The organism is Aquiflexum gelatinilyticum (assembly GCF_024741135.1).
In the GTDB taxonomy this organism is placed as follows: Bacteria; Bacteroidota; Bacteroidia; order Cytophagales; family Cyclobacteriaceae; genus Cognataquiflexum; species Cognataquiflexum gelatinilyticum.
Genome location: NZ_JANSUY010000027.1, coordinates 64796 through 86715, shown reverse-complemented (window position 1 = coordinate 86715; position 21920 = coordinate 64796). Strand labels below are relative to the sequence as shown.

Annotated in this window: 19 protein-coding genes; 13 read left to right on the top strand and 6 right to left on the bottom strand. The window is 40.8% G+C overall.

The window, feature by feature from the left end:
* The first annotated feature begins 54 nt into the window (after positions 1–54).
* Positions 55–1275, top strand: coding sequence for an NHL repeat-containing protein (locus NU887_RS20135; protein WP_258425191.1), 1221 nt, complete (start codon positions 55–57; stop codon positions 1273–1275).
* A 61-nt stretch (positions 1276–1336) separates the two neighbouring features.
* Here the strand turns inward: NU887_RS20135 and NU887_RS20130 are convergent, their stop codons facing one another.
* Together NU887_RS20130 and ade are read right to left on the bottom strand one after the other, a co-directional pair.
* Positions 1337–2476 carry an acyl-CoA dehydrogenase family protein gene (locus NU887_RS20130; RefSeq protein ID WP_258425200.1) on the bottom strand — a complete coding sequence of 380 codons (1140 nt, stop codon included), beginning with the start codon at positions 2474–2476 and terminating at the stop codon, positions 1337–1339.
* A 234-nt stretch (positions 2477–2710) separates the two neighbouring features.
* On the bottom strand, positions 2711–4345 hold the full coding sequence (ade, locus tag NU887_RS20125; protein ID WP_258425190.1) for an adenine deaminase: 1635 nt from the start codon (positions 4343–4345) through the stop codon (positions 2711–2713).
* A gap of 154 nt (positions 4346–4499) precedes the next feature.
* Here ade and cmk point away from each other — a divergent pair, with 154 nt between their 5' ends.
* From cmk to NU887_RS20080, 9 genes are all read left to right on the top strand, one after another.
* Positions 4500–5180, top strand: coding sequence for a (d)CMP kinase (gene cmk, locus NU887_RS20120; RefSeq protein ID WP_258425189.1), 681 nt, complete (start codon positions 4500–4502; stop codon positions 5178–5180).
* Between the two features lie 10 nt (positions 5181–5190).
* Entirely contained in the window at positions 5191–6090 is a 900-nt protein-coding gene (locus NU887_RS20115) for a 4-hydroxy-3-methylbut-2-enyl diphosphate reductase (protein ID WP_258425199.1), read from the top strand.
* A gap of 134 nt (positions 6091–6224) precedes the next feature.
* Positions 6225–7589 carry a Na(+)-translocating NADH-quinone reductase subunit A gene (locus NU887_RS20110; RefSeq protein WP_258425188.1) on the top strand — a complete coding sequence of 455 codons (1365 nt, stop codon included), beginning with the start codon at positions 6225–6227 and terminating at the stop codon, positions 7587–7589.
* A gap of 3 nt (positions 7590–7592) precedes the next feature.
* Positions 7593–8795, top strand: coding sequence for an NADH:ubiquinone reductase (Na(+)-transporting) subunit B (locus NU887_RS20105; protein WP_258425187.1), 1203 nt, complete (start codon positions 7593–7595; stop codon positions 8793–8795).
* Complete coding sequence (gene nqrC / locus NU887_RS20100) at positions 8782–9558, top strand: NADH:ubiquinone reductase (Na(+)-transporting) subunit C (protein WP_258425186.1); 777 nt, start codon at positions 8782–8784, stop codon at positions 9556–9558. Before NU887_RS20105 ends, nqrC begins: the two co-directional genes overlap by 14 nt.
* 27 nt (positions 9559–9585) lie before the next feature.
* Positions 9586–10266 carry an NADH:ubiquinone reductase (Na(+)-transporting) subunit D gene (locus NU887_RS20095; RefSeq protein WP_258425185.1) on the top strand — a complete coding sequence of 227 codons (681 nt, stop codon included), beginning with the start codon at positions 9586–9588 and terminating at the stop codon, positions 10264–10266.
* Positions 10267–10280: 14 nt separating this feature from the next.
* Positions 10281–10892, top strand: coding sequence for an NADH:ubiquinone reductase (Na(+)-transporting) subunit E (nqrE, locus tag NU887_RS20090; protein ID WP_258425184.1), 612 nt, complete (start codon positions 10281–10283; stop codon positions 10890–10892).
* Positions 10893–11043: 151 nt separating this feature from the next.
* Entirely contained in the window at positions 11044–11601 is a 558-nt protein-coding gene (locus NU887_RS20085; protein ID WP_258425183.1) for a DUF502 domain-containing protein, read from the top strand.
* A gap of 109 nt (positions 11602–11710) precedes the next feature.
* On the top strand, positions 11711–12337 hold the full coding sequence (locus NU887_RS20080; protein ID WP_258425182.1) for a 3-keto-disaccharide hydrolase: 627 nt from the start codon (positions 11711–11713) through the stop codon (positions 12335–12337).
* On the opposite strand, the gene selD is transcribed toward NU887_RS20080, so the two are convergent.
* The 4 genes from selD to dnaE form a co-directional block, all read right to left on the bottom strand.
* Positions 12334–13374 carry a selenide, water dikinase SelD gene (selD, locus tag NU887_RS20075; RefSeq protein ID WP_258425181.1) on the bottom strand — a complete coding sequence of 347 codons (1041 nt, stop codon included), beginning with the start codon at positions 13372–13374 and terminating at the stop codon, positions 12334–12336. The two genes, NU887_RS20080 and selD, sit on opposite strands and share 4 nt — an antisense overlap.
* A complete protein-coding gene (gene mnmH, locus NU887_RS20070; RefSeq protein WP_258425180.1) occupies positions 13350–14402 on the bottom strand; it encodes a tRNA 2-selenouridine(34) synthase MnmH in 1053 nt (350 codons plus the stop codon). Before mnmH ends, selD begins: the two co-directional genes overlap by 25 nt.
* A gap of 75 nt (positions 14403–14477) precedes the next feature.
* Entirely contained in the window at positions 14478–14798 is a 321-nt protein-coding gene (trxA, locus tag NU887_RS20065) for a thioredoxin (protein WP_258425179.1), read from the bottom strand.
* A gap of 196 nt (positions 14799–14994) precedes the next feature.
* Complete coding sequence (dnaE, locus tag NU887_RS20060; RefSeq protein ID WP_258425178.1) at positions 14995–19281, bottom strand: DNA polymerase III subunit alpha; 4287 nt, start codon at positions 19279–19281, stop codon at positions 14995–14997.
* 141 nt (positions 19282–19422) lie between these two features.
* On the opposite strand from dnaE, the gene NU887_RS20055 reads away from it, so the two are divergent.
* The 3 genes from NU887_RS20055 (at position 19423) to NU887_RS20045 (ending at position 21913) form a co-directional block, all read left to right on the top strand.
* Positions 19423–19845 (top strand): PH domain-containing protein, encoded by a 423-nt coding sequence (locus tag NU887_RS20055; protein WP_258425177.1) that lies wholly within the window; start codon positions 19423–19425, stop codon positions 19843–19845.
* 52 nt (positions 19846–19897) lie between these two features.
* Positions 19898–20938, top strand: coding sequence for a sialidase family protein (locus NU887_RS20050; RefSeq protein WP_258425176.1), 1041 nt, complete (start codon positions 19898–19900; stop codon positions 20936–20938).
* Positions 20939–21040: 102 nt separating this feature from the next.
* Positions 21041–21913, top strand: a complete 873-nt coding sequence (locus NU887_RS20045) for a hypothetical protein (RefSeq protein ID WP_258425175.1) — start codon at positions 21041–21043, stop codon at positions 21911–21913.
* The last annotated feature ends 7 nt before the right edge of the window (positions 21914–21920 follow it).

Sequence of the window (21920 nt, the reverse complement as noted above, 5' to 3'; positions counted from 1 at the left end):
TGAATAAAAACTAAAAAAGATTTTCTAATTTGAATTTTCAAAAATCAAAATTCAATGAGATATCTAATCGGCTTCGTAATAATATTTTCATTATTTCTCAATCAAGGGTGTAAACCGTCAGATACCACTGAAAATGAAAGCATAGAGGCAGCTGAGACTGAGGGGTTAAATTTCAGATACAGCATCGAGGTCCTTGATAGTGTTGAGGTTGAAAATGTCCTCGTGCCTGCTTTTGCGTTTGAAGGGAAATCCGGAGATAATTTGGTTTTTAAAGACAAGGCTTCTTCCAAAGTTTTTGTATTTGATTCCTTGGGGATGCCTCTCTACTCATGGGATAAATCAGGAGATGTTCCCGGTAATTTTTCCATGGCCGCCGATAATTTTGTTTTCGACAAAAACCACAATATCGTTCTTGGCGACAACATGGCTGGTATCCGGGTTTTTACAATTGATGGACAATTGGTTTTGCAAAACAGGACGTATCAGCCACAGACTGGTTTTCACATGTTTGTGGATTTGTTTCGAAAGAACCAAGTGATAAATAAGAATGGAAAAGAATTTTTGATCCATCATCTGGACTTGATGGATGATGTCCAACAGATAGGCGAGGAATTTTATAAAAGTCGAAAAAATCTTCTCCTGACCGATTTAACCAACGGGAAAACCAAACAGATTTTGCCATTTCCCGAAAAAAGCAAATTTCTTGCAGGCAAGGCATTTCCCTTCGAAGACTTTAGACCTGTTTTCTTTTTTAATGAAAAGGAGGAAGTGCTTTATCTGATGTTTCAGAATGAAGCGGTTTTATACCTCTTTGATTGGAAAGGTGATGAACCTATTTATAAGGAAACTATATTGATTGATTTGCCGGGATTTTCTAGTCACCAAGGATGGGAATATAAAGACGTGGAATATGGTTTGCTGAATGCAGGACAATTGGGCTCGCCATTTCCTTCCCGCATTCGAAATTTGGAGAAAATCGGAAATGATTTTTTGATCAGTTATAATCCAAGTCCAATCAGCGATTCGGATTTGGAAATAGTCCGAAACAACGAAGCAACAAAAGAATTGAAAGATAGATTGAGGGAAGAAACGAAGATAAAAACTGTGCTTTTTGATTTGAAAACAAAAGAGGTCAGTCCTATTGATTTTCCGCAGATGCGATATGAAAGCTTTAAATTGATTGATGAGGAATTATGGTGGATGAAGCCCGCTTCCAAAGATGTGGAAGATGAAGATTTTGTGGTGTATAGAGGTCGGATTATTGAGAAGAAATAATTTGTTAGAAACCCTCCAAAGTTCTACTTCTTAAGTAAAACCTTGGAGGGTTTTTCTTATTTTACTTCAAAACCTCTCTCGCAATCACGATCTTTTGGATCTCTGATGTTCCTTCTCCAATGGTGCAAAGTTTGGAGTCTCTGTAGTATTTCTCCACAGGATAATCTTTGGTAAATCCATATCCGCCAAAAATCTGTACGGCTTCATTTGATACCGATACCGCAACTTCAGAAGCATAATACTTTGCCTGTGCACCTTCCAAAGTCACTTTTTGGCCTTTGTTTTTCAATGCTGCTGCTTTGTAAATCAGAAGTTTTGCGGCTTCGACTTGAGTGGCCATGTCTGCCAATTTAAAAGAAATGCCCTGAAAACTGTTGATCGGTTTGTTGAATTGGTGGCGTTCTTTTGAATATTGGATGGACGCTTCCAAAGCACCTTCAGCAATTCCCAAAGAAAGTGCCGCAATAGAAATTCTTCCCCCGTCCAAAACCTTCATCGATTGGATAAAACCGTCTCCAACCTCACCCAAAATCTGACTTTCGTGGACCCTACAATCTTCAAAAATCATCTCAGATGTCTCAGATGCGCGCATGCCGAGTTTGTCTTCTTTTCTTCCGCCTTTGAATCCTGGAGTTCCCTTTTCTACCACAAAAGCAGTCATCCCGTGGGAATCACCTATTTCCCCGGTTCTTGCGATTACCACAGCTACATCACCGGAAATTCCATGTGTGATAAAGTTTTTGGCGCCGTTGATGATGTAGTGATCGCCGTCCTTGACCGCAACAGTTCTCATATTGCCGGCATCAGAACCTGTATTCGGTTCCGTCAATCCCCAGGCTCCGAGCAATTCGCAGGTGGCTAATTTTGGGATATATTTTTGCTTTTGGGATTCATTGCCAAACATAAGGATATGGTTGGTGCAAAGTGAATTGTGCGCCGCCATAGACAAACCGACCGACGGATCCAATTTGGATAATTCAGCAATCGCTGTCACATATTCAAAATAGCCAAAACCTGAACCTCCATACTCTGTTGGGACGAGGACGCCCATCAATCCGAGATGGCCAAGTTTTTTGAAAAGTTCAAGAGGAAAAATCTGTTTGTCATCCCATTCTTTTCTGAAAGGGGTAATCTCCTTTGCTCCAAAATCCTGTATCATCTTTGCGATCATCGCCTGATTTTCATTGAGCTCAAAATTCATCATAATTCTATTTTTTTAATATTTGGGTTTACTTGTTCTAAGTTACAAACTTCCTGTTCATTGGGAAAGTTTGACTTATTTCCTGGATTTCAGCCTAAAAGCCTCCATTTGACATCTGAAGCAATTTCCGATTTTGAGAATAAGGCTTTGTGATATTTCTGTGAGGGAATAGGAGATATGACAAAATTTAATTTTGGCCAAAAACTGAAAAGTTTTTATACAACTGGTTGAAGGTTAGGATAGAAACACATCAACAAACTCAAACCGCTGCCCGTCAAACAATCCTTTGTCGCTGAGTTTGAGATCGGGGATGACTAAAAGAGCCATAAAACTCAATGTCATAAAAGGGGATTTGAGAGAGGAACCCATTTCCTTCGCCATTTTGTCAATGGTGGTGTAGGCTTTTGCCACTTCATAGCCATCGTCCGGTGACATAATTCCTCCGACAGGCAATGCCAATACCATTTCTTCTTTTCCATTGACAGCAGAAATGCCTCCTTTTTCTTGGATCAGTAAATTGACAGCCCGCCAAATGGACCAATCATCTACGCCGACTGCTATGATATTGTGTGAATCATGGCCGACTGAAGAAGCGATTGCTCCGGATTTCAATCCGAAGTTTTTGATAAAAGCAATGGCAGGCATTGCCTCTTGGTAACGGTTGACTACCGTCAATTTTAGAATATCAGATTGAGGATTTGATTCGGCAAAGCCATTCTTTATAAGAATTTCACCTTGGATCTCAGGAGTGATAAGCTGTCCGTCCAAAGCGCTGATTACCCGGACTTTGTTTCCTTTTGCCAATAATTTAAAATCTTCAACAGTCTTTAATCCTGTATTGAAGTTGTTGATTATTGGGTTTTGGATTTTGTGGATCAAAGTTTTTCCGTCTTCCGCCACCAACTGTCCATCGATATATGTCTGAAGGACTTTGAATTCCCTGAGGTCTTCGACAATAATGAAATACGCAGGATCACCGAGTTGCAGTTGACCGACATCCATGCTGTAATGCTGTACTGGCGTGATGCATGCAGCTTTCAAAACATCAAAGACATTCTTTCCTTTAGCTACTGCCCGCACAACAAGTTCATTGATATGGCTGATGGCGAGGTTATCCGGATGCTTATCGTCCGAGCAAAACATCACCATGTCAGGATAATCATCGATGATATCGATCAGTGCATCGAAATTTTTGGCAGCGCTGCCTTCACGGATGGAGATTTTCATTCCTAACTTAACTTTGTCTAGAGCCTCTTCCAAAGTAAAGCATTCGTGGTCTGTGGTAATGCCGGCGGATGCATATTGGGCTGCAATTTCTCCTCTCAATCCCGGAGCATGGCCATCGACAGGTTTGCCGCATTTCTTCGCAAGGGCAATTTTTTCCATGACAATAGGATCTCTGTGGACTGTTCCCGGCCAATTCATCATCTCTGCGAGGTAGCTGATTTCTTTCCTTTCCAACAAATCATGGATATCCTGCACACTGATTTCCGCTCCTGCAGTTTCAAAAGGCGTGGCAGGAACGCAGGATGGTGCGCCAAAGTAAAACTTGAAAGGAACCTGTTTGCCATTGTCAATCATATAATTGATTCCTTCCATTCCGCAAACATTGGCGATTTCGTGCGGATCAGATACGGTGGCCACTGTGCCATGTGGGACAGCAAGCCTCGCGAATTCCGAAGGAACGAGCATGGAAGATTCTATATGAACATGGGCATCAATGAAACCCGGCAGGAGAAAGGGAAGTGTTTTGTCTTCAACAACTTTTTGAATGGAAACAATTTTGCCTTTTTCCACAGAAATTTCCGCAGAAAATATCTCCCGGTTTGAAATGTCAACAAGTTGTCCGAGGACCTGAAAATTTCCCATGATGGAATGTTTTTGAAAGATTGAAAATATATGTTTACGATAATATGAAATAGCCTTACCAAGTTTTGTAATACATACATATTGGAAAGGAAATAGATTTAAAACTACTATATTTGCGCCTGAAATTAAAAAAAGCCAGGGCTACTTTTATTTGATGCAGAAAATTGTAATCGCAATTGACGGATACTCAGGGTGTGGCAAAAGTTCTACTGCTAAAGCCGTGGCCCAGAATCTGGGGTACACTTATATCGATTCTGGGGCCATGTACAGAGCCGCGACCTTGCATTTTTTAAACAACCATGTTGTCCTTTCCAATCCCAAGGAGGTCAATAAATATCTCGAATCTCTTGAAATCTCCTTTCACCTGAATCCCGATAATGGAAAGCAGGAAACCTATCTCAATGGATTGAACGTAGAGGATGAAATCCGGTCCATGAGGGTTTCTGATTATGTAAGTGAAGTCAGTAAGATCAAAGAGGTAAGGACCGAACTCGTTGCCCAACAACAAAGATTGGGTAAAAAGAAAGGTGTGGTCATGGATGGGAGGGATATCGGGACAGTGGTATTTCCTTCTGCTGAACTAAAGGTTTTTATGTCAGCGGATTTGAATATCCGTGCCGAAAGGCGTCAAAAGGAACTTCTCGAAAGGGGAGATTTGGTAGCACTTGAAAAAATAGTGCAAAATCTAGCAGAAAGAGATCAGGTGGATACAACAAGAAAGGAAAGTCCTCTCCGAAAAGCAGAAGATGCAGTAGAATTGGACACGAGTTTGTTGGAATTTGAAGATCAAGTAAATCAGATTGTATCATTCGCCAAAGAAAAAATCGGCATTTAATGTTTTGACTATGGAAGTGACCATTGACAAAAATTCAGGGTATTGTTTTGGAGTTGAGTTCGCCATCAAAATGGCGGAGGACGAAATGGAAGTATCTGAGAAGTTGTATTGCCTTGGAGATATTGTCCACAATGACATGGAAGTGAAGCGGCTGAGCGAAAAAGGATTGGTGGTGATCGACAGGGAACAGCTTCAGGAATTGACAGATTGTAAGGTGTTGATAAGGGCCCATGGGGAGCCTCCTGAGACCTATAGGACTGCCATAGAAAATAATATTGAATTGATAGATGCTTCATGCCCGGTGGTCTTGAAACTCCAACATAGAGTGAAAACCGCATTTGATAAAATGGAAAGGGAGCAGGGGCAGATTGTCATCTATGGCAAAAAAGGCCATGCAGAGGTTATCGGGCTCACCGGACAGACTTTAGAAAAAGCCATCGTGGTCATGGAAGACAAAGATTTGGACAAGGTTGATTACAGCCGACCTGTAACTCTTTTTAGTCAGACCACAAAAAGTACTAAAGGTTTTTATGAATTGAAATCCAAAATAGAGGATAGAATTAAGGCAGAGAAGGGTGATTTGTCTGAGGTTGATTTCAATGCCAATGATTCGATTTGCAGACAGGTATCCAATAGGGAGCCGCAGCTTCAGCGATTTTCGAATGAGAATGATGTCATTTTGTTTGTCTCAGGCAAAAAAAGCTCAAACGGAAGGGCTCTTTACCAAGTTTGTTTAGCTGAAAACAGCAGGAGTTATTTTGTGGAAAACGAAACAGAAATCGACCCGTCTTGGTTTAGCCCTGAGGACAAAGTAGGGATATGCGGAGCTACCTCTACGCCTATGTGGCTGATGGAGCGAGTGATGCACCATATCCAATCCTTGGAACAAGGCATGGTATTGGAAAACTGACCCATCTTCCATTCAAATAAAACCTTTGATTACTGTGCGAAAACTCACAAATATTACCAGAATTATCTTCTAATAACTGATGTATTTTATTAGATTTGAGGCGTTTTATATAGACCATATAGTTCACAATTCATATGTCAAAAACAATAAAGCTTAAGAAAGGATTTGATATTAAGCTCGCCGGAAAAGCTGAAAAACAGCTTGTGGATTTCAAACGGGCCAAAACGTTTGCCATCAAACCTGCTGATTTTATGGGGATGCAAAGGCCCAAAGTCACTGTAAATGAAGGAGATTCTGTAAAAGCGGGAACTCCGATTTTGTTTGATAAAGCTATGGAAAGCGTGCAATATGTCGCCCCTGTTTCAGGTGAAATAGTTGAAATCAAAAGAGGAGAAAAGAGGAAGCTTTTGGAAATCAAAATCCTTGCAGACGCTGAAATCACCTATGAATCTTTCGAAAAATTCACAGAATCCTCTTTAAAAACCCTCACCAAAGAAACGGCTGTTGCCCTGCTTTGTAAAGGGGGCGTGTGGCCTCAGTTGATCCAAAGGCCATTTGGAATTGTTGCAAACCCGCAGGATTCACCCAAAGCAATATTTATATCAGGATTTGACACCAACCCATTGTCACCTGATTATGCCTTTACTTTAAAAGGAGAAGAAAAATATTTTCAAGCAGGCGTTTTGGTTCTACAAAAACTGACATCCGGCAAAGTTCACCTCGGTCTTGAGCTTGATGCTGAGATTGCACCTGTTTTTGCCAATGTGCAAGGAGTTCAGGTCAATAAATTTTCAGGTCAGCATCCTGTAGGAAACGTTGGAATCCATATCCATCACATAGATCCAATCAATAAAGGAGAGATAATTTGGACGATCAGCCCTTTTGGTGTGGTCCAGATAGGCAAGCTTTTCATTGAAGGAAGATATGATGCTTCCAAAATTGTAGCAGTTACTGGTTCTGAAGCAAAAAATGCCGCTTATGCTAAAACCTTCATCGGTGCCTGTGTAGATACTTTGGTAAATGGAAATATTAAAAATGACCATATCAGGGTTGTGTCGGGAAATGTCCTTACAGGCGAAAAAATAGCTCCGGACGGATATTTAGGTTATTATGCCAATCAGATAACCCTAATTCCCGAAGGGGATTATGAGGAGTTTTTGGGATGGCTAAAACCAAGTTCTACCAAGTTGAGTTTTCACAAGGCTTTGGGTCTTCTTTCCTTCTTGAATAGAAGTAAGGAGTATGTAGTAGACACCAATGCCCATGGCGAGGAAAGACCATTTGTCGTGACCGGCGCTTTTGAAAAAGTCCTTCCTATGGATATTCTTCCTACCTACCTGTTTAAGGCAATAGTTTCTGAAGATTTTGATGAGATGGAAGAACTTGGACTTTATGAAGTGATCGAAGAAGATGTTGCGATTTGTGAATTTATCGATCCCTCCAAAAATGAATTGCAAAAACTGGTTAGAAATGGTATTGAATTATTAATGTATAGTTAACATATGAAGTTTTTACAAAATCTGTTCGATAATCTCAAACCAAACTTTGAAAAGGGAGGTAAATGGGAAAAATTTCACACATTATATGAAGGTCATAGGACAATTGCCTTTGCCCCTGACTTGACTACCGGTCCAAGAGGTGCCCAAATAAAGGACGCTGTGGATTTGAAAAGAGTGATGATTACAGTGGTGATTGCCATGGTACCGGCGCTTTTATTCGGAATCCTCAATGTTGGACATCAGCATTTTTTGATGTCAGGAGAGGAAGCTACTTGGCTTGATAAGGCTGTAATCGGTGCGATCTCTGTACTACCAATATTGATTGTTTCTTATGCTGTTGGATTGGGGACTGAGTTCACCTTCTGTGTGATTAGAAACCACCCCATCAGTGAGGGTTACCTTGTCACCGGGATGTTGATTGCGTTGGTAATGCCTCCTGCAATACCGTTGTGGCAGGTTGCTTTGGCTACGATTTTTGCGGTTGTGATCGGAAAAGAAGTATTCGGAGGGACAGGAATGAACATCTTGAACGTGGCCATGACTGCTAGAGCTTTCTTGTATTTTGCCTATCCTGCACAGATATCAGGTGATCAGGTATGGACTTATATGGGAGATAAAACACCTGTAGATGGATTTTCTGGAGCTACTGCTTTGGCAGTGGCTTACAATGCCGGGGTAGAAGGTCAACCTGTTTCACAGGCTTTGGCTGAACATAACACGGTGCTGGGCGATGGGCTTTTTAGTTTTTCCAATTTATTTATGGGATGGATTCCTGGTTCCATTGGTGAAACTTCGACCCTAATGGCATTATTAGGAGCAGCCATTTTGATAGGAACAGGTGTTGCGAGCTGGAAAATTATTGTCAGCGGTTTTGCAGGAGCCTATATCATGGGATTAGTGATGAATATCTTTGCGGTAAATGAATATATGGCCATGTCACCTGAATACCATTGGGTAATGGGTGGACTTGCCTTCGGTATCGTATTTATGGCAACAGACCCGGTATCAGCCGCACAGACAGAAACCGGAAAATGGATTTATGGTTTGTTAATCGGATTTTTGACAGTAATCATCCGTGTAACAAACCCTGCTTATCCTGAAGGAATTATGCTAGCTGTTCTGTTTATGAACGTCTTTGCGCCATTGATTGATTATTATGTAGTTAAAGCTAATAAGAATAGGAGGTTACAACGTGCAACAGTCTAACACATATATTATCACATTCTCCATAATACTGACTGTAGTATTGGGATTATTGCTCTCGGGAACTTCCCAAGTATTGGGCCCTTTGCAGAGAAAAGCTGAAGAATTGGATACCAAAAAACAAATTTTGGGTGCGGTATTGGATGGTGATCAGCTGAAAGCCATGAAGCCTGAAGAAGTTTTGACCTTTTATGAATCAAGGATTTCATCCAAAGTTGTGGATATAGAAGGGAAAGAAGTAACCCAAAATCCTGATGGCAGTCCAATGGTTGCAGAAAAAGTCAATGTTGGAAAGAACTACAAAATGGCTCCTGAAAACAGGTTATTTCCCGTATTCATATTTCATGCAGAAGGAAATCCTGATTCTGCAGAATCCTATATCCTTCCTGTTTATGGAGCAGGACTTTGGGATGAGATTTGGGGTTATGTCGCTTTACAGACTGATCTAAGTACCATAGAAGGTGTGACTTTTTCCCACAAAGGCGAAACACCTGGTCTGGGAGCAAGAATTACCTCCCCTGACGTGCAGCAACGTTTCCAAGGCAAGCAGATTTTTGACGAATCTGGTAATCTTCAATCTGTAGCCATGCAAAAAGGCGAAGGGAAAGATTATTCCAGTGATACTCACAAAGTTGATGGCCTTTCCGGTGCAACTATCACCGCAAATGGTGTAAACAACATGTTGAAAAATTACCTTCAGTACTATAGTTCATTTTTGAGCAGTCAAAAATCCGGTAACCAAACTGAAGTTGTTGCAGAAAATTAAATCTCGAACGTTTCAAACTATAAATAAATGAGTACAGAAACTACAGTGACAGAAGTAAAAAAGCCTGCTGAAGCACTTTTGTCGAAAAGAAGAAAGAAATTAATTTCAGATCCACTTGTAGATAGCAATCCTATTACCATTCAGGTTTTGGGAATCTGTTCTGCATTGGCAGTTACTACACAAATGCAGCCAACACTGATCATGGCCATTTCGGTAATTTTCGTAGTTGTCATGTCCAACTTTGTAATATCTCTGATGAGGAATACAATTCCTTCAAGGGTTAGGATCATTGTTCAGTTAGCCGTCGTGGCCACTTTGGTTACTTTGGTAAGTGAATTGCTGAAAGCATTTGCATATGACATGTACAAGGAATTATCCGTGTTTGTAGGACTTATTATTACCAATTGTATTGTAATGGGCCGACTTGAAGCTTTTGCTTTGGGAAATAAGCCTTACGATTCCATTCTTGATGGATTTGGATCTGCTTTGGGATATTCTTGGATTATCCTTGCGGTGGCATTTTTCAGGGAGTTGTTTGGTTCGGGCAGTGTGTTCGGAGTCCCTGTCTTTGACACTGTCGCAGGCTTTATAGGAGATGATTTCAGCTTTGCTACAAATGGCCTAATGGTAACTCCTGTTGGAGCATTTATCATTTTGGGATTGATCATTTGGGTACAGCGTACCAAAACAGGTTATGTTGAACATTAATTAAATCATCAGACATGGAATTATTCAGCTTAGGTATTCGGTCAATTTTTATTGACAACATGATTTTCGCTTACTTTTTGGGGATGTGCTCTTTCTTGGCAGTTTCCAAAAAAGTGAGTACAGCTCTTGGTCTTGGAGCAGCGGTTATATTTGTATTGACTGTGACCACACCGGCCAACTGGCTTTTGAATGAATATGTATTGAAAGAAGGAGCTTTGTCTTGGGCAGGTGATACGTTTGCCACTATTGATCTTTCTTTTTTGAGGTTCATTATGTTTATCGCCATTATTGCAGCCATTGTGCAGCTAGTAGAAATGGTGGTAGAAAAATTTGCTCCTGCTTTGTACGGAGCATTGGGTATCTTCCTTCCTTTGATCGCGGTAAACTGCGCCATATTGGGTGGTTCATTGTTCATGGCACAAAGGGATTATACTTTAGCTGAGGCTACTGTGTATGGCTTTGGTTCAGGAACAGGATTTTTCCTTGCGATTGTAGCTTTGGCAGCAATCAGGGAAAAACTTAAATACTCAAATGTTCCAAATGGTCTAAAAGGGTTGGGCATTACAATGCTTTTGACTGGCCTGATGGGCATTGCATTTATGTCATTTATGGGAATTGATCTGTAAATAAACTTCAGTTATTGTTGAAACCCCGGTTAATTTTCCGGGGTTTTTTTATGCCCTTTTGGAAATGATATTTGAAGATTGAATGATTGGATGAATATTTATCTCTCAATAAACAATCATTTTTTTGTATTTTTAAGACAAATGTTCAATCATGGCTTTTACCTATAAAAGAATCATTACTTACTTTTTCAGGGGACTGTTGTTTGTTGTTCCTATTGCCCTCACTATATATGTGATTTATTTGATCATACAGTTTTTGGATGGAATTCTACCTATTCCAATTCCTGGACTTGGGATTTTGATTATGCTTGCTTTTATCACCTTTATTGGTTTTTTGGCAAGTATATTTATTACCAAACCACTGTTTGACGTTTTTGAAAAGTGGGTTTTTAAGCTTCCTTTGATTAATATTCTTTATACCAGTATCAAAGACCTAATGTCTGCTTTTGTGGGCGACAAGAAGAAATTCAATACTCCAGTAATTGTAAAGTTGTCCGAAGGAATGTCCCGATTGGGTTTTATCACACAGGATGACTTGTCGATTATAGAGGAGGAAAATTTGGTTGCCATCTATTTCCCCCACAGTTATAATTTTTCAGGGAATCTTTATTTGGTACCTCGAGATAATGTGAGAATTTTGAAAAATGTCAAAAGTGCCGATATCATGAAACTGATCGTTTCAGGAGGGGTTTCTCCGTTGCATGACTGATGGGATAAAGATTCTGCCAATCATTGTATTTTTTCCCTTCCAGTCAATTTTCTTGAACTCGACTTAATTATTTGCGCTATCTTTCCTTATAACCATTTAACCTTAAACCATGAAAAAGCTCCTTGTAATCCTGTTTCTACTTTCTTTCTCATTCCATTCCTTTGCGCAAAAAGACGGTTGGATTTCCTTATTTAATGGAAAAAATCTTGATGGGTGGAAGGTCTCAGAGAACCCATCTTCTTTCATAGTGGTCGATGGAGAAATCAAAATCGACGGGCCACGTGCACACGCATTCTATGTTGGCGATGTCAATAATGGAGAGTTCAAAGATTTTGAATTCATCGCAGAGGTCAAAACCATGCCTAAGGCCAATTCGGGAATATTTTTCCATACCGCATATCAGGAGTCAGGGTGGCCAAATAAAGGCTATGAAGTACAGGTAAACCAAACACATTCAGATTGGAGAAAAACCGGGAGTTTGTATTCATTCAATGATGTGAAAGAAGTCTATGTCAAAGACGGGGAATGGTACACCGAACACATTATCGTCAAGGGAGACCATGTCACGGTAAAAATCAATGGCAAAACCGTGATGGAATACATCGAGTCAGAAGATAAAAACCGACCAGCCAATGCCGGCGAGAAGAAAATCGATAAGGGAACATTTGCACTTCAGGCACATGACCCCGAAAGCGTGATTTATTATAGGAATATCAAGGTGAAAATTCTTGATTAAACGACTTTGACAACTGTGGCTGATTGGGTATTGAACTCTCCGATCAGCCATGCTTTTTGTTGGTGTTGTTCTAGAACTGATTCAAATACTTTTTGGGATTTTGGATCGACAGCAACCATTAGGCCTCCGTTGGTCTGCGGATCACAGAATTTGACCAATTCCATTCCTACGATTCCCTCAGATTTTCCACTGTAAGCATTCCAATTCCTGTAAGTATTGTCAGGAAATACAAATTGGGAGATGTAATCCGATACTCCTTCTATCAACGGTAGACTATTCCCTTGAATGACAGCAGTGAGTCTTGCTCCTTCAGCCATTTCTACCAAATGCCCTAAAACCCCAAAACCTGTCACATCGGTCATGGCATGAACATACTCCAATAGGCCAAAATCCTTTCCGATCGAGTTGATTTGGGTTGCATAAAAGATCATATTGGTATAATCATCCTCCTTGATCTTGTCTCTTTTCAGGGCTGTGGCTAAAACACCTATCCCTAAGGGCTTTGTGATGTAAATCAGATCTCCATCCTGCGCACCTTTGTTGGTTTTGATGTTGTCAAGGTGAATGATTCCATTCACCGATAGCCCAAATATCGGATCTTTGGCTGCGATGCTGTGTCCCCCCGCTAAGGGTATACCTGCCTTATGACAGATTTCCCTTCCTCCCTCCAAAACTTCGCTTGCCAATAAGGGGTCAATTTTTTCCACCGGCCAACTCAAGATTGCATTAGCAAAAAGAGGTTGACCACCCATGGCAAATACATCCGATAAAGCATTAGCCGCAGCTATCCTTCCAAAGTCGTAAGCATCATCAACGATCGGGGTAAAGAAATCAACTGTATTGATCATGGCAACGGTATCATTGACCTGATATACAGCGGCATCGTCTTTGGAGGAGTTCCCCACCAATAGTTGAGTATCCACCAAATCCACAGACTTTCTATTGGCTAAGATGCTGTCCAAAACTGCAGGGGCAATTTTACAACCGCAGCCTGAACCTTCACTGAATTGAGTTAATCTGATAGTTGGTTTTTCCATTGGATGTTGTGTTTTATAGCCAAAAGCTGTTGGATAGATTCTTCTATATCCATATTACTCAAGTCTAGTGGGAATTTTTGTTCTCTTTTATGGCTGTCAAGTTCAAAGCCATAAGTTTTGTCATAGTACACGAGCATATTTGCAATCCATGAAGAATGGCGATGTGCAATGATATCTTCAATTGCTTCGGCTGTCCTTTTGCCTCCCAATTTTTTCTGGAGTCTTTTTACAGCTTCGAGCAATTCATTTTGAGGCAAGATGGCATATTCTTCAGCAATATGGTTGATCCTTTCTGATTCCGATTTGGATATTTCTATCAAAGGTGAAGCTATGATATTGGAATAGAGTTCATCTGCAAGATTCACTTTTCCAATTCTCCTGCTTTCATTTTCTATCCATATTTTTTCTGAAAGTGGGATTTTGAAAAGTTCTTCAGCTAGCAAATTTTCAAAATGTTCTATGCTTGGTTGGGTTGGCTGACCTATTCCTCCAAATGAAGAACCTTTATGTTTGGCCAGGTCTTCTAAGTCAATGACGGATTCCCCCATTTTTTTTAGCCCGTGAAGCAAAACAGTTTTTCCAACACCTGTTTTTCCTCCCAAAACGATGAAATCTCTTTTTGCACGTACCGTTTCATAGGTGAGTGTCCGGTATGTTTTGTAGCCTCCCTTCAACCGCAAAATCTGAAATCCTGCCATGCTGAGAAGCCAAGACATGATTTCGCTGCGCATACCTCCTCGCCAACAATAAGTTAAAATCTTTTTCTCAGGAAAAAGTGCCAATGCTTCTTGGATTATACTGCTAAATCTTGGTCCAACGAGTTCAAATCCTTTGATGATGGCCTCCTGATTTCCTTGTTGCTTGTAAATTGTTCCCACGATTTTCCTTTCCTCATTGTTAAGGATAGGAAGATTGATGGAACCTGGGATATGTCCTTGGATAAACTCACCTTCACTCCGGGCATCTAAAATAGGAATGCTTTCCCGCATTGCTAAAAATCGGTCAAGGTCTATCAGGGTTTCTTTCATTATCCAAATTATCCAAAAATAAAAATAGCCACAAAGAGCGAATCTCCGTGGCTATCATTTTAATTTCTATATCAATTAAAGTTGAGCGTCCAGTTTTTGAGATAAAACTGCTTTTGGAACTGCACCTACCTGCTTGTCAACTATTTTTCCATCTTTGAAGAAAAGAAGAGTTGGGATGCTTCTGATTCCAAGCTGTGATGCCACCAAAGGATTGGAGTCGACATCTACTTTTCCAATCACCGCTTTTCCTGCATAATCACCGGCTAGTTCCTCTACGATCGGGCCGATCATTTTGCAAGGACCACACCATTCAGCCCAAAAATCCACTAAAACAGGGTGCTCGGAATTGATTATTTCTTGAAAGTTTGCGTCAGTAATTTCTATTGCTTTTGCCATTGTATTATATTTTTGGATGTTTCTAATTTTTCAAATATACTTCTAAAGCACTTTCCTTCAGAATAAGTTCCTGCCTAATATAAAAAAACACACCATCTATTTATGATGTATTCAAAATGAATAGTTTGGTGGTTCTAAAATATTCTCTTAAATATTAGGCCTTACTATTTCTTTATTTTCCTTTTAAATCATTGGCTTAAATGATTTGATAAACTACCTCTGGGATTTGGCCAAGAGCTTTGATCATATCATTGGATGGATCCACCGAATATCTCTTTGACATTAGGTCCAGCGTGATATTTTCCCTGCTATCGATGACATTGATGTACAGTTTTGCATCTCCTTTGTATTTTTGGGTGATGGCTTCCAGTTTTTCCATCAAGTCAAAATTCAGGTCATCAAGGTCAATATTGACACGCAGACCTTTCACCATTTTTCCCCTAACCTCGCTCAACAGCATCATAGAATTGATTTTGAATTCATATTCATTTTCTTTCCATTTGTTAAGGTGTGTGGATCCTGTCAGGTAAAGAAACCAACCATTCATGAAATATTCTTTGAATCGGATATAATCTTCTCCAAAAATGAAGAAAGTATGTGCTCCGTGGTAATCTTCCATGGTCAGTGTTCCGAATGGCTTTCCGGTTTTGGTAGTCCGATGAGCAAATGAAGTTACAGAACCGGCGGCCTTGATTTCACCTTTTTTCCGTAAGGTGTCAATATCATTGAATTCTGTCAAGGGGGTATTTGTAAAAGATTCTATCTCTACCCTGAATTGGTCCAAGGGATGTCCGGAAATATAAAGACCGACAACCTCCTTTTCAATATTGAGCTGCTGAAGCTGACTGAAAGGCTCCATTGGTGCCACCGAGGGAAGCGGAACTTCCATCCCGGACCCACCTCCAAACAGACTGACTTGGGAACTGTCAGCTTCCTGTTGTACTTTTTGGGCATATTTAGTTGCTTTTTCCAACACCGTCACATCTCCTTCCAAAGCTTCGAGATACTGTCTTCTGTGGTGTTCTTTAAAGCAATCAAAGCCGCCAGCCATTGCCAAAGCTTCCAAGGTTTTTTTGTTTACAGCGCGAGAATTGACTCTTTTGCAGAACTCAAAAATATTTTTGTAAGGTCCTGATTTTTCACGTTCAGCGATTATCGTATCTACAGCCGCTCCCCCTGCACCTTTGATGGCAGCAAGACCAAATCGGATCTGACCCTCTTTGTTTACTGTAAAACCGTTATTGGATTCATTGATATCCGGTCCCAATACAGCGATGCCTGCACGCTTGCATTCCTCCATGAAAAATGTCACCTGCGTGATGTCATTCATGTTGTTGCTCAATACAGATGCCATATACTCCGCCGGATAATGGGCTTTGAGGTAAGCGGTCTGATAGGCGATCCAAGCGTAGCAGGTGGAGTGGGATTTGTTGAAAGCGTAGGAAGCAAAGGCCTCCCAATCCTTCCAGATTTTTTCCAATCTTTTGGCATCGTGGCCTTTGGCAGAAGCCTGCTCTACAAATTTTGGCTTCATTTTATCCAAAACATCTTTTTGCTTTTTTCCCATTGCCTTTCTGAGTACGTCAGCTTCGCCTTTGGTAAATCCTGCCAATTTTTGGGAAAGCAACATGACCTGTTCCTGATAGACGGTGATACCATAAGTTTCCTCCAGGTATTCTTTCATGTCATCAAGGTCATAGCTGATGGGTTCTGTGCCGTGTTTTCTTCGGATAAAACTCGGGATATATTCCAAAGGTCCCGGTCTATAAAGTGCATTCATCGCAATCAAATCAGCAAAAACGGTAGGCTTCAATTCCCGCATGTACTTCTGCATCCCTGCAGATTCATATTGGAAGATCCCGACAGTTTCTCCTCTTTGGAATAGCTCATAAGTTTTTACATCATCTATCGGAAACTCATCCGGATCGAGGTCGATGCCATGTCTTTCTTTGACTATTTTGACAGCGTCTTTGATCAAGGTGAGGGTTTTCAATCCCAAAAAGTCCATCTTCAACAAACCGGCACTTTCCACAACGGAGTTGTCAAACTGCGTGCAGACCATGTCCGAATCTTTGGCCAAAGCCACAGGAACGTAATTGGTAATGTCTCCCGGTGTGATGATCACCCCGCAGGCGTGAATTCCAAGATTTCGAACCGAACCTTCCAAAACCGTTGCTTGCTTGATGGTTCGGGACAATTCATCCTGACCCTTGTAAATACGGATCAGTTCATCCGCTTTGCCGATGTCCTCTCCGTTGTTTTTGAGTTTGTCGGCCAATTTTGCCCGGTCGTTGGAAAGGTCAAAAAGCGCCTTTAGCTTGATGTCAGGGACAAGTTTTGCCAGTTTATCGGCTTCAGCCAAAGGCAGATTCAGAACCCTTGCAGTATCTCGGATGGCTGATTTGGCAGCCATGGTGCCGTAAGTGATGATCTGTGCGACCTGATTGGAACCGTATTTTTTGATAACATAATCAATTACTTTTTGACGTCCTTCATCATCGAAGTCAATATCAATATCGGGAAGTGATACCCTGTCAGGATTCAGGAACCTTTCGAAGAGTAGGTCATAAGCAATAGGGTCTACATTGGTGATTCCTGTACAATACGCCACCGCTGATCCGGCTGCCGAACCCCTTCCCGGACCTACTGATACGCCCATTTTTCTAGCTTCACCTGTAAAATCCTGCACGATCAGGAAGTAACCTGGGTATCCTGTTTTCTCAATAGTAGCCAATTCAAAGTCAAGTCTTTCCCTGATTTCGTCGGAGAGAACTGGGTAGCGCTTTTTCGCACCTTCGTAGGTCAGGTATTTCAAATAGGCATTTTCGCCTCTTTTGCCTCCATCTTCCTCATCCAAAGGATTTTTGAATTCGTCTGGAATCTGGAAATTGGGAAGCAGAACATCCCGCTGGAGTTTGTAGGTTTCTATTTTTTCGACAATCTCATTGGTGCAGGCAATAGCTTCAGGAAGGTCAGCGAAGAGTTTTTTCATCTCCTCAGGACTTTTCAAATAGAATTCGTCATTGGGAAATCCATATCGGAATTCACGACCTCGCTTGCCAATATATTTTTTCGGCTTCTCAACTAATTCCCCGTCTTTGACACAAAGCAAAATATCATGGGCTTTGGCGTCATTCTTTTGGTTGTAATAGGTATTGTTGGCTGCGAAATATTTGACGCCGTACTTGTGTGCAAAATGCAACAAAACCTCATTTACTTTTTCCTCTTCAGGAATCCCGTGCCGGTTGAGTTCTACATAAAAGTCTTCTCCAAATTGCTCCTTCCACCAGACAAAAGCCTCCTCGGCCTGCGTATCACCCACATTCAAAATCAGGTAAGGAATCTCTCCCCAAAGTCCTCCTGTGGTAGCGATAAGGTCAGATTTGTACTCGACTAATACTTCCCTATCAATCCTCGGAACATAGTAATAACCTTGGATATTGGCGTAGGAAGAGAGTTTGGCAAGGTTATGATATCCTTTTTTATTTTTTGCCAACAGCACAGTCTGATAACCGTCATCTTTTTGGCTTTTGTTATTTCGGTCTTTGGTCAGGTAAAATTCACAGCCGATGATGGGTTTAATTTCTTTTGCAAGGGCTTCTTTTACAAAGTTGAAAGCTGCCATCATGTTACCGTGGTCAGTCATGGCGATGGCGGGCATTTTCATTTCCTTGGCCAGAGCTATCATAGCAGGAATTTCAGAAGTAGCCTGAAGAATTGAGTATTGGGTATGGACATGCAGGTGCGAAAAAGGCATGTCTGTCATGACCGAGATATCGGCAGATCCCGCTGCTTTCAGAACATCTTTGGCTGCTGTTTTTTGCTCGTCTTTGGAACTGGCAAAGTTGGCCACATCCAGTATTGGCTCCTCATATATAACTTCTGAAACCAGGACTCCATTCTCCGGAGAAATAACTTTTTGGGAAATGAGACCAAAAAAACATTTTGCGGTAGCCGCCACATCATAAGCAGCATCATGGGCATCCTGAAATCCGTTGCCAAAAAGCTTGTGATGCAATTCCGTCAAAGTTGGCCATTTGTATTTTCCTCCTTTGCCGCCAGGTAGCGCACAAAAATCCGTCGAAAGATCTTTGGTGTCCATTTCCTTCATGGACTGAAGCTTCATCGGGATTTGCTTGCGCAAAAATTCAGATCCTACCACATTGATATCAAAACCAATGTTGTGGCCTACCAGATAGTTTGCTTTCTCAACATCCTCATGAAAAACCGTGAGTACTTTATCCAAAGCATGGCCCTCCTTTGTGGCACGCGCCGTAGAGATGCCATGGACTTTTTCGGCATTGTAAGGAATGGTAAATCCTTCCGGTTTGACAATGTAATTGTGGTTGGAAAGGAGTTTGCCTTTGGCATCATGAAGCTGCCATGCGATCTGAACCAGCCTTGGCCAATTGTCATCATCTGACATGGGGGCATTGTAACTTCTTGGTAATCCGGTGGTTTCGGTATCGAAAATAATATACATAGGTGCTACTCAAAATTGGATGGTCTAAAATAAGACATATCCTCGGGAGCTGCTATTTGAGTGGCGGAAATTGTCGGGGAAATTCCAGAATTTTATTTAAATCCCAAAATCAATAAATTGTCCAAAACTTATACTGTTCTTATGAAAATTTATCAGGCAAAAAAGGGGGTCGGTATCAAGGTGATGTTGGTGGTCTTTGCATTTTTGCCAATTATAAAAATAAGCTATGATGGCCAATTTGGATTTTCTTCCCTATTTATGTTTTTACTTTTATTGACCCCGTTTCTGTTTGTGAGTTGGGTCTATTTTGGTACCTTCTATTGGATCGAAAATGGTATTTTTTACTATCGGTCTGGTTTTTTGAAGGGCAATTTGGAAATAAATCAGATCAGCCGGATCACAAAAAACAAGACTTCATGGTCAGGTGTTAAGCCTGCTATGGCTAGCAAAGGCCTGGTCATTAAAATGAAATATGATGAGGTTTACATTGCACCTGAAGACAACGAGGAAGTGATCAGAGATCTTTTGAATGTCAATTCAGGGATAAAAATAGACGGTTTTTAATCGTGTAATTGAACCTGCCAAGTTTAGTATTTGAAGAAAAAATGATCAACCTATGAAGCTTGTTATTTTTGTTTCCATGTTTTTTATTTCTACTGCGGCATACTCCCAGTATTTTGATTATCAGATTGAATCCAATGAATTCATTTTTGGAGATGATCGACCTTTTGCCCAATGTCATGCTTCCTCGATTGAGAAATTAGGAAATGGGCAATACATGATTGTGTGGTTTGCGGGTACGCATGAGAAAAACGATGACGTCGGTATCTGGATGTCCAAAGGCCAACCCGGAAACTGGAAAGCCCCACAGATGCTGGTCAAAGTCAGAAACGATCCGCATTGGAATCCTGTACTGTTCAATGCTCCTGATGGAAAATTGTATCTCTACTTCAAAGTTGGAAAGGAAATCGACGATTGGGAGACTTGGGTGCAGTATTCGGAAGATGGTGGTGATACTTGGTCAAAGGCAAAAGAACTTGTGGAAGGTGACCGTGGTGGAAGGGGACCTGTCCGTAATCATATCCTAGTATTATCAGACAGCACTTGGTTGGCACCGGCTTCTTTGGAAAAAGACAGGGTTTGGAATGCATTTGTAGACAGGTCCGAAGATGGAGGTAAAACCTGGTTTAATTCAGAAACTTTGATTTTGGACAGAAAACAGGTAATCGGTGAAGGTGTCATCCAACCGGCACTTTGGGAATCAAAGCCGAATATGATCCATATGCTTTTGAGAACTTCTGCTGGTAAAATCGGAAGGAGCGATTCCAAGGACAATGGCTTTACTTGGTCACCTGTGGAATTGACGGACTTGCCCAACAATAACAGCGGCATAGACCTAGTCAAGATCAAACATGAAACCATTGCATTGGTCTATAATCCGGTTGGTGAAAACTGGGGCAAGCGCTATCCGATGCAGTTGGCAATTTCATTTGACAATGGACAGACCTGGCCAATCAAAGAAGTAATCGAACAAGGTGAAGGCAAAAATGAATTTTCGTATCCTTCCATTATTTACGATGAAGGCTATTTGGTTTTTTGCTACACCTGGAATAGAGAAAGGATCAAATTTGTTAAGGTAAAAGTTGATGAACTGTAATTCTAAAAAATTAAATTTTTATATCTTTTCTAAAAATTATTTTTGTGTTTTTATCCATTCTTTTTTAGATTTAATTTATTCACAGAATATAAATATTGTTTTATGGAGGAAGTATTTAAAAAAATTTCAATCTTGATTGTGGTCTTTTTGATGACAATAGGAATAAAATCTTTTGCGCAGGACAAAATCACTCTTCTAAGTGGGGAAGTCAAAGACGGTAAGATTACTGGAATTACTGATTCTATAATCAAACTGCGCTATCCGGGTGAGGATTTTGATTATGAAATCGACAAAAAGACAGTAGCAAAAATTGAGTTTGCCAGCGGAAGAGTAGAAGTAGTGAATGCCATGTCAGGATCGGCTGCCCCAAGTCCCAGAGCCTCCTCAGGGCCTGTCGGCAGTGTGGATACGCATAATAAAATTGCAGTCTTGCCTTTCGAATTCGTGACAAATGATCCTGGTTTGTCAGTTGATCCTATGAGAAACCTTACTCAAAACAGTACAGCCAATATTATAAAGAAAGAATATGGACTTTTGACACTTCAGGACCCTCTTACTACCAATGCCATTTTGGGAAAGAACAATATTAATCATGAAAATGCCGCAAGTTTTACCCCGGGAGAAATTGCCCAATTGTTAGGAGTGGAATTTGTTGTTTTTGGAACAGTAAATATTGTCAATAAGGGTTCGTCGACCGTAGGTTCTTCTGTAGGTACATACAAAGAAAAAGAAAGTAACACCTACAATAACAATTCGGACAATAGGAAATCCACCGGTACTGCTGTAAGCACAGGTTCTTCAACAACGACAGTTAACTATGATACCATGGTAGATTTCAGGTTGTTCAATGACCGTGGGGAAAATCTTTACTCTGAATCCAGACATGCGTTCGGAACCAATATCGACGCATATAAAGGAAGCATTGAATACATGGTGAGAAGGACTCCATTTGGTTCAAAATATGGGAAAAAATAGCAGGCAT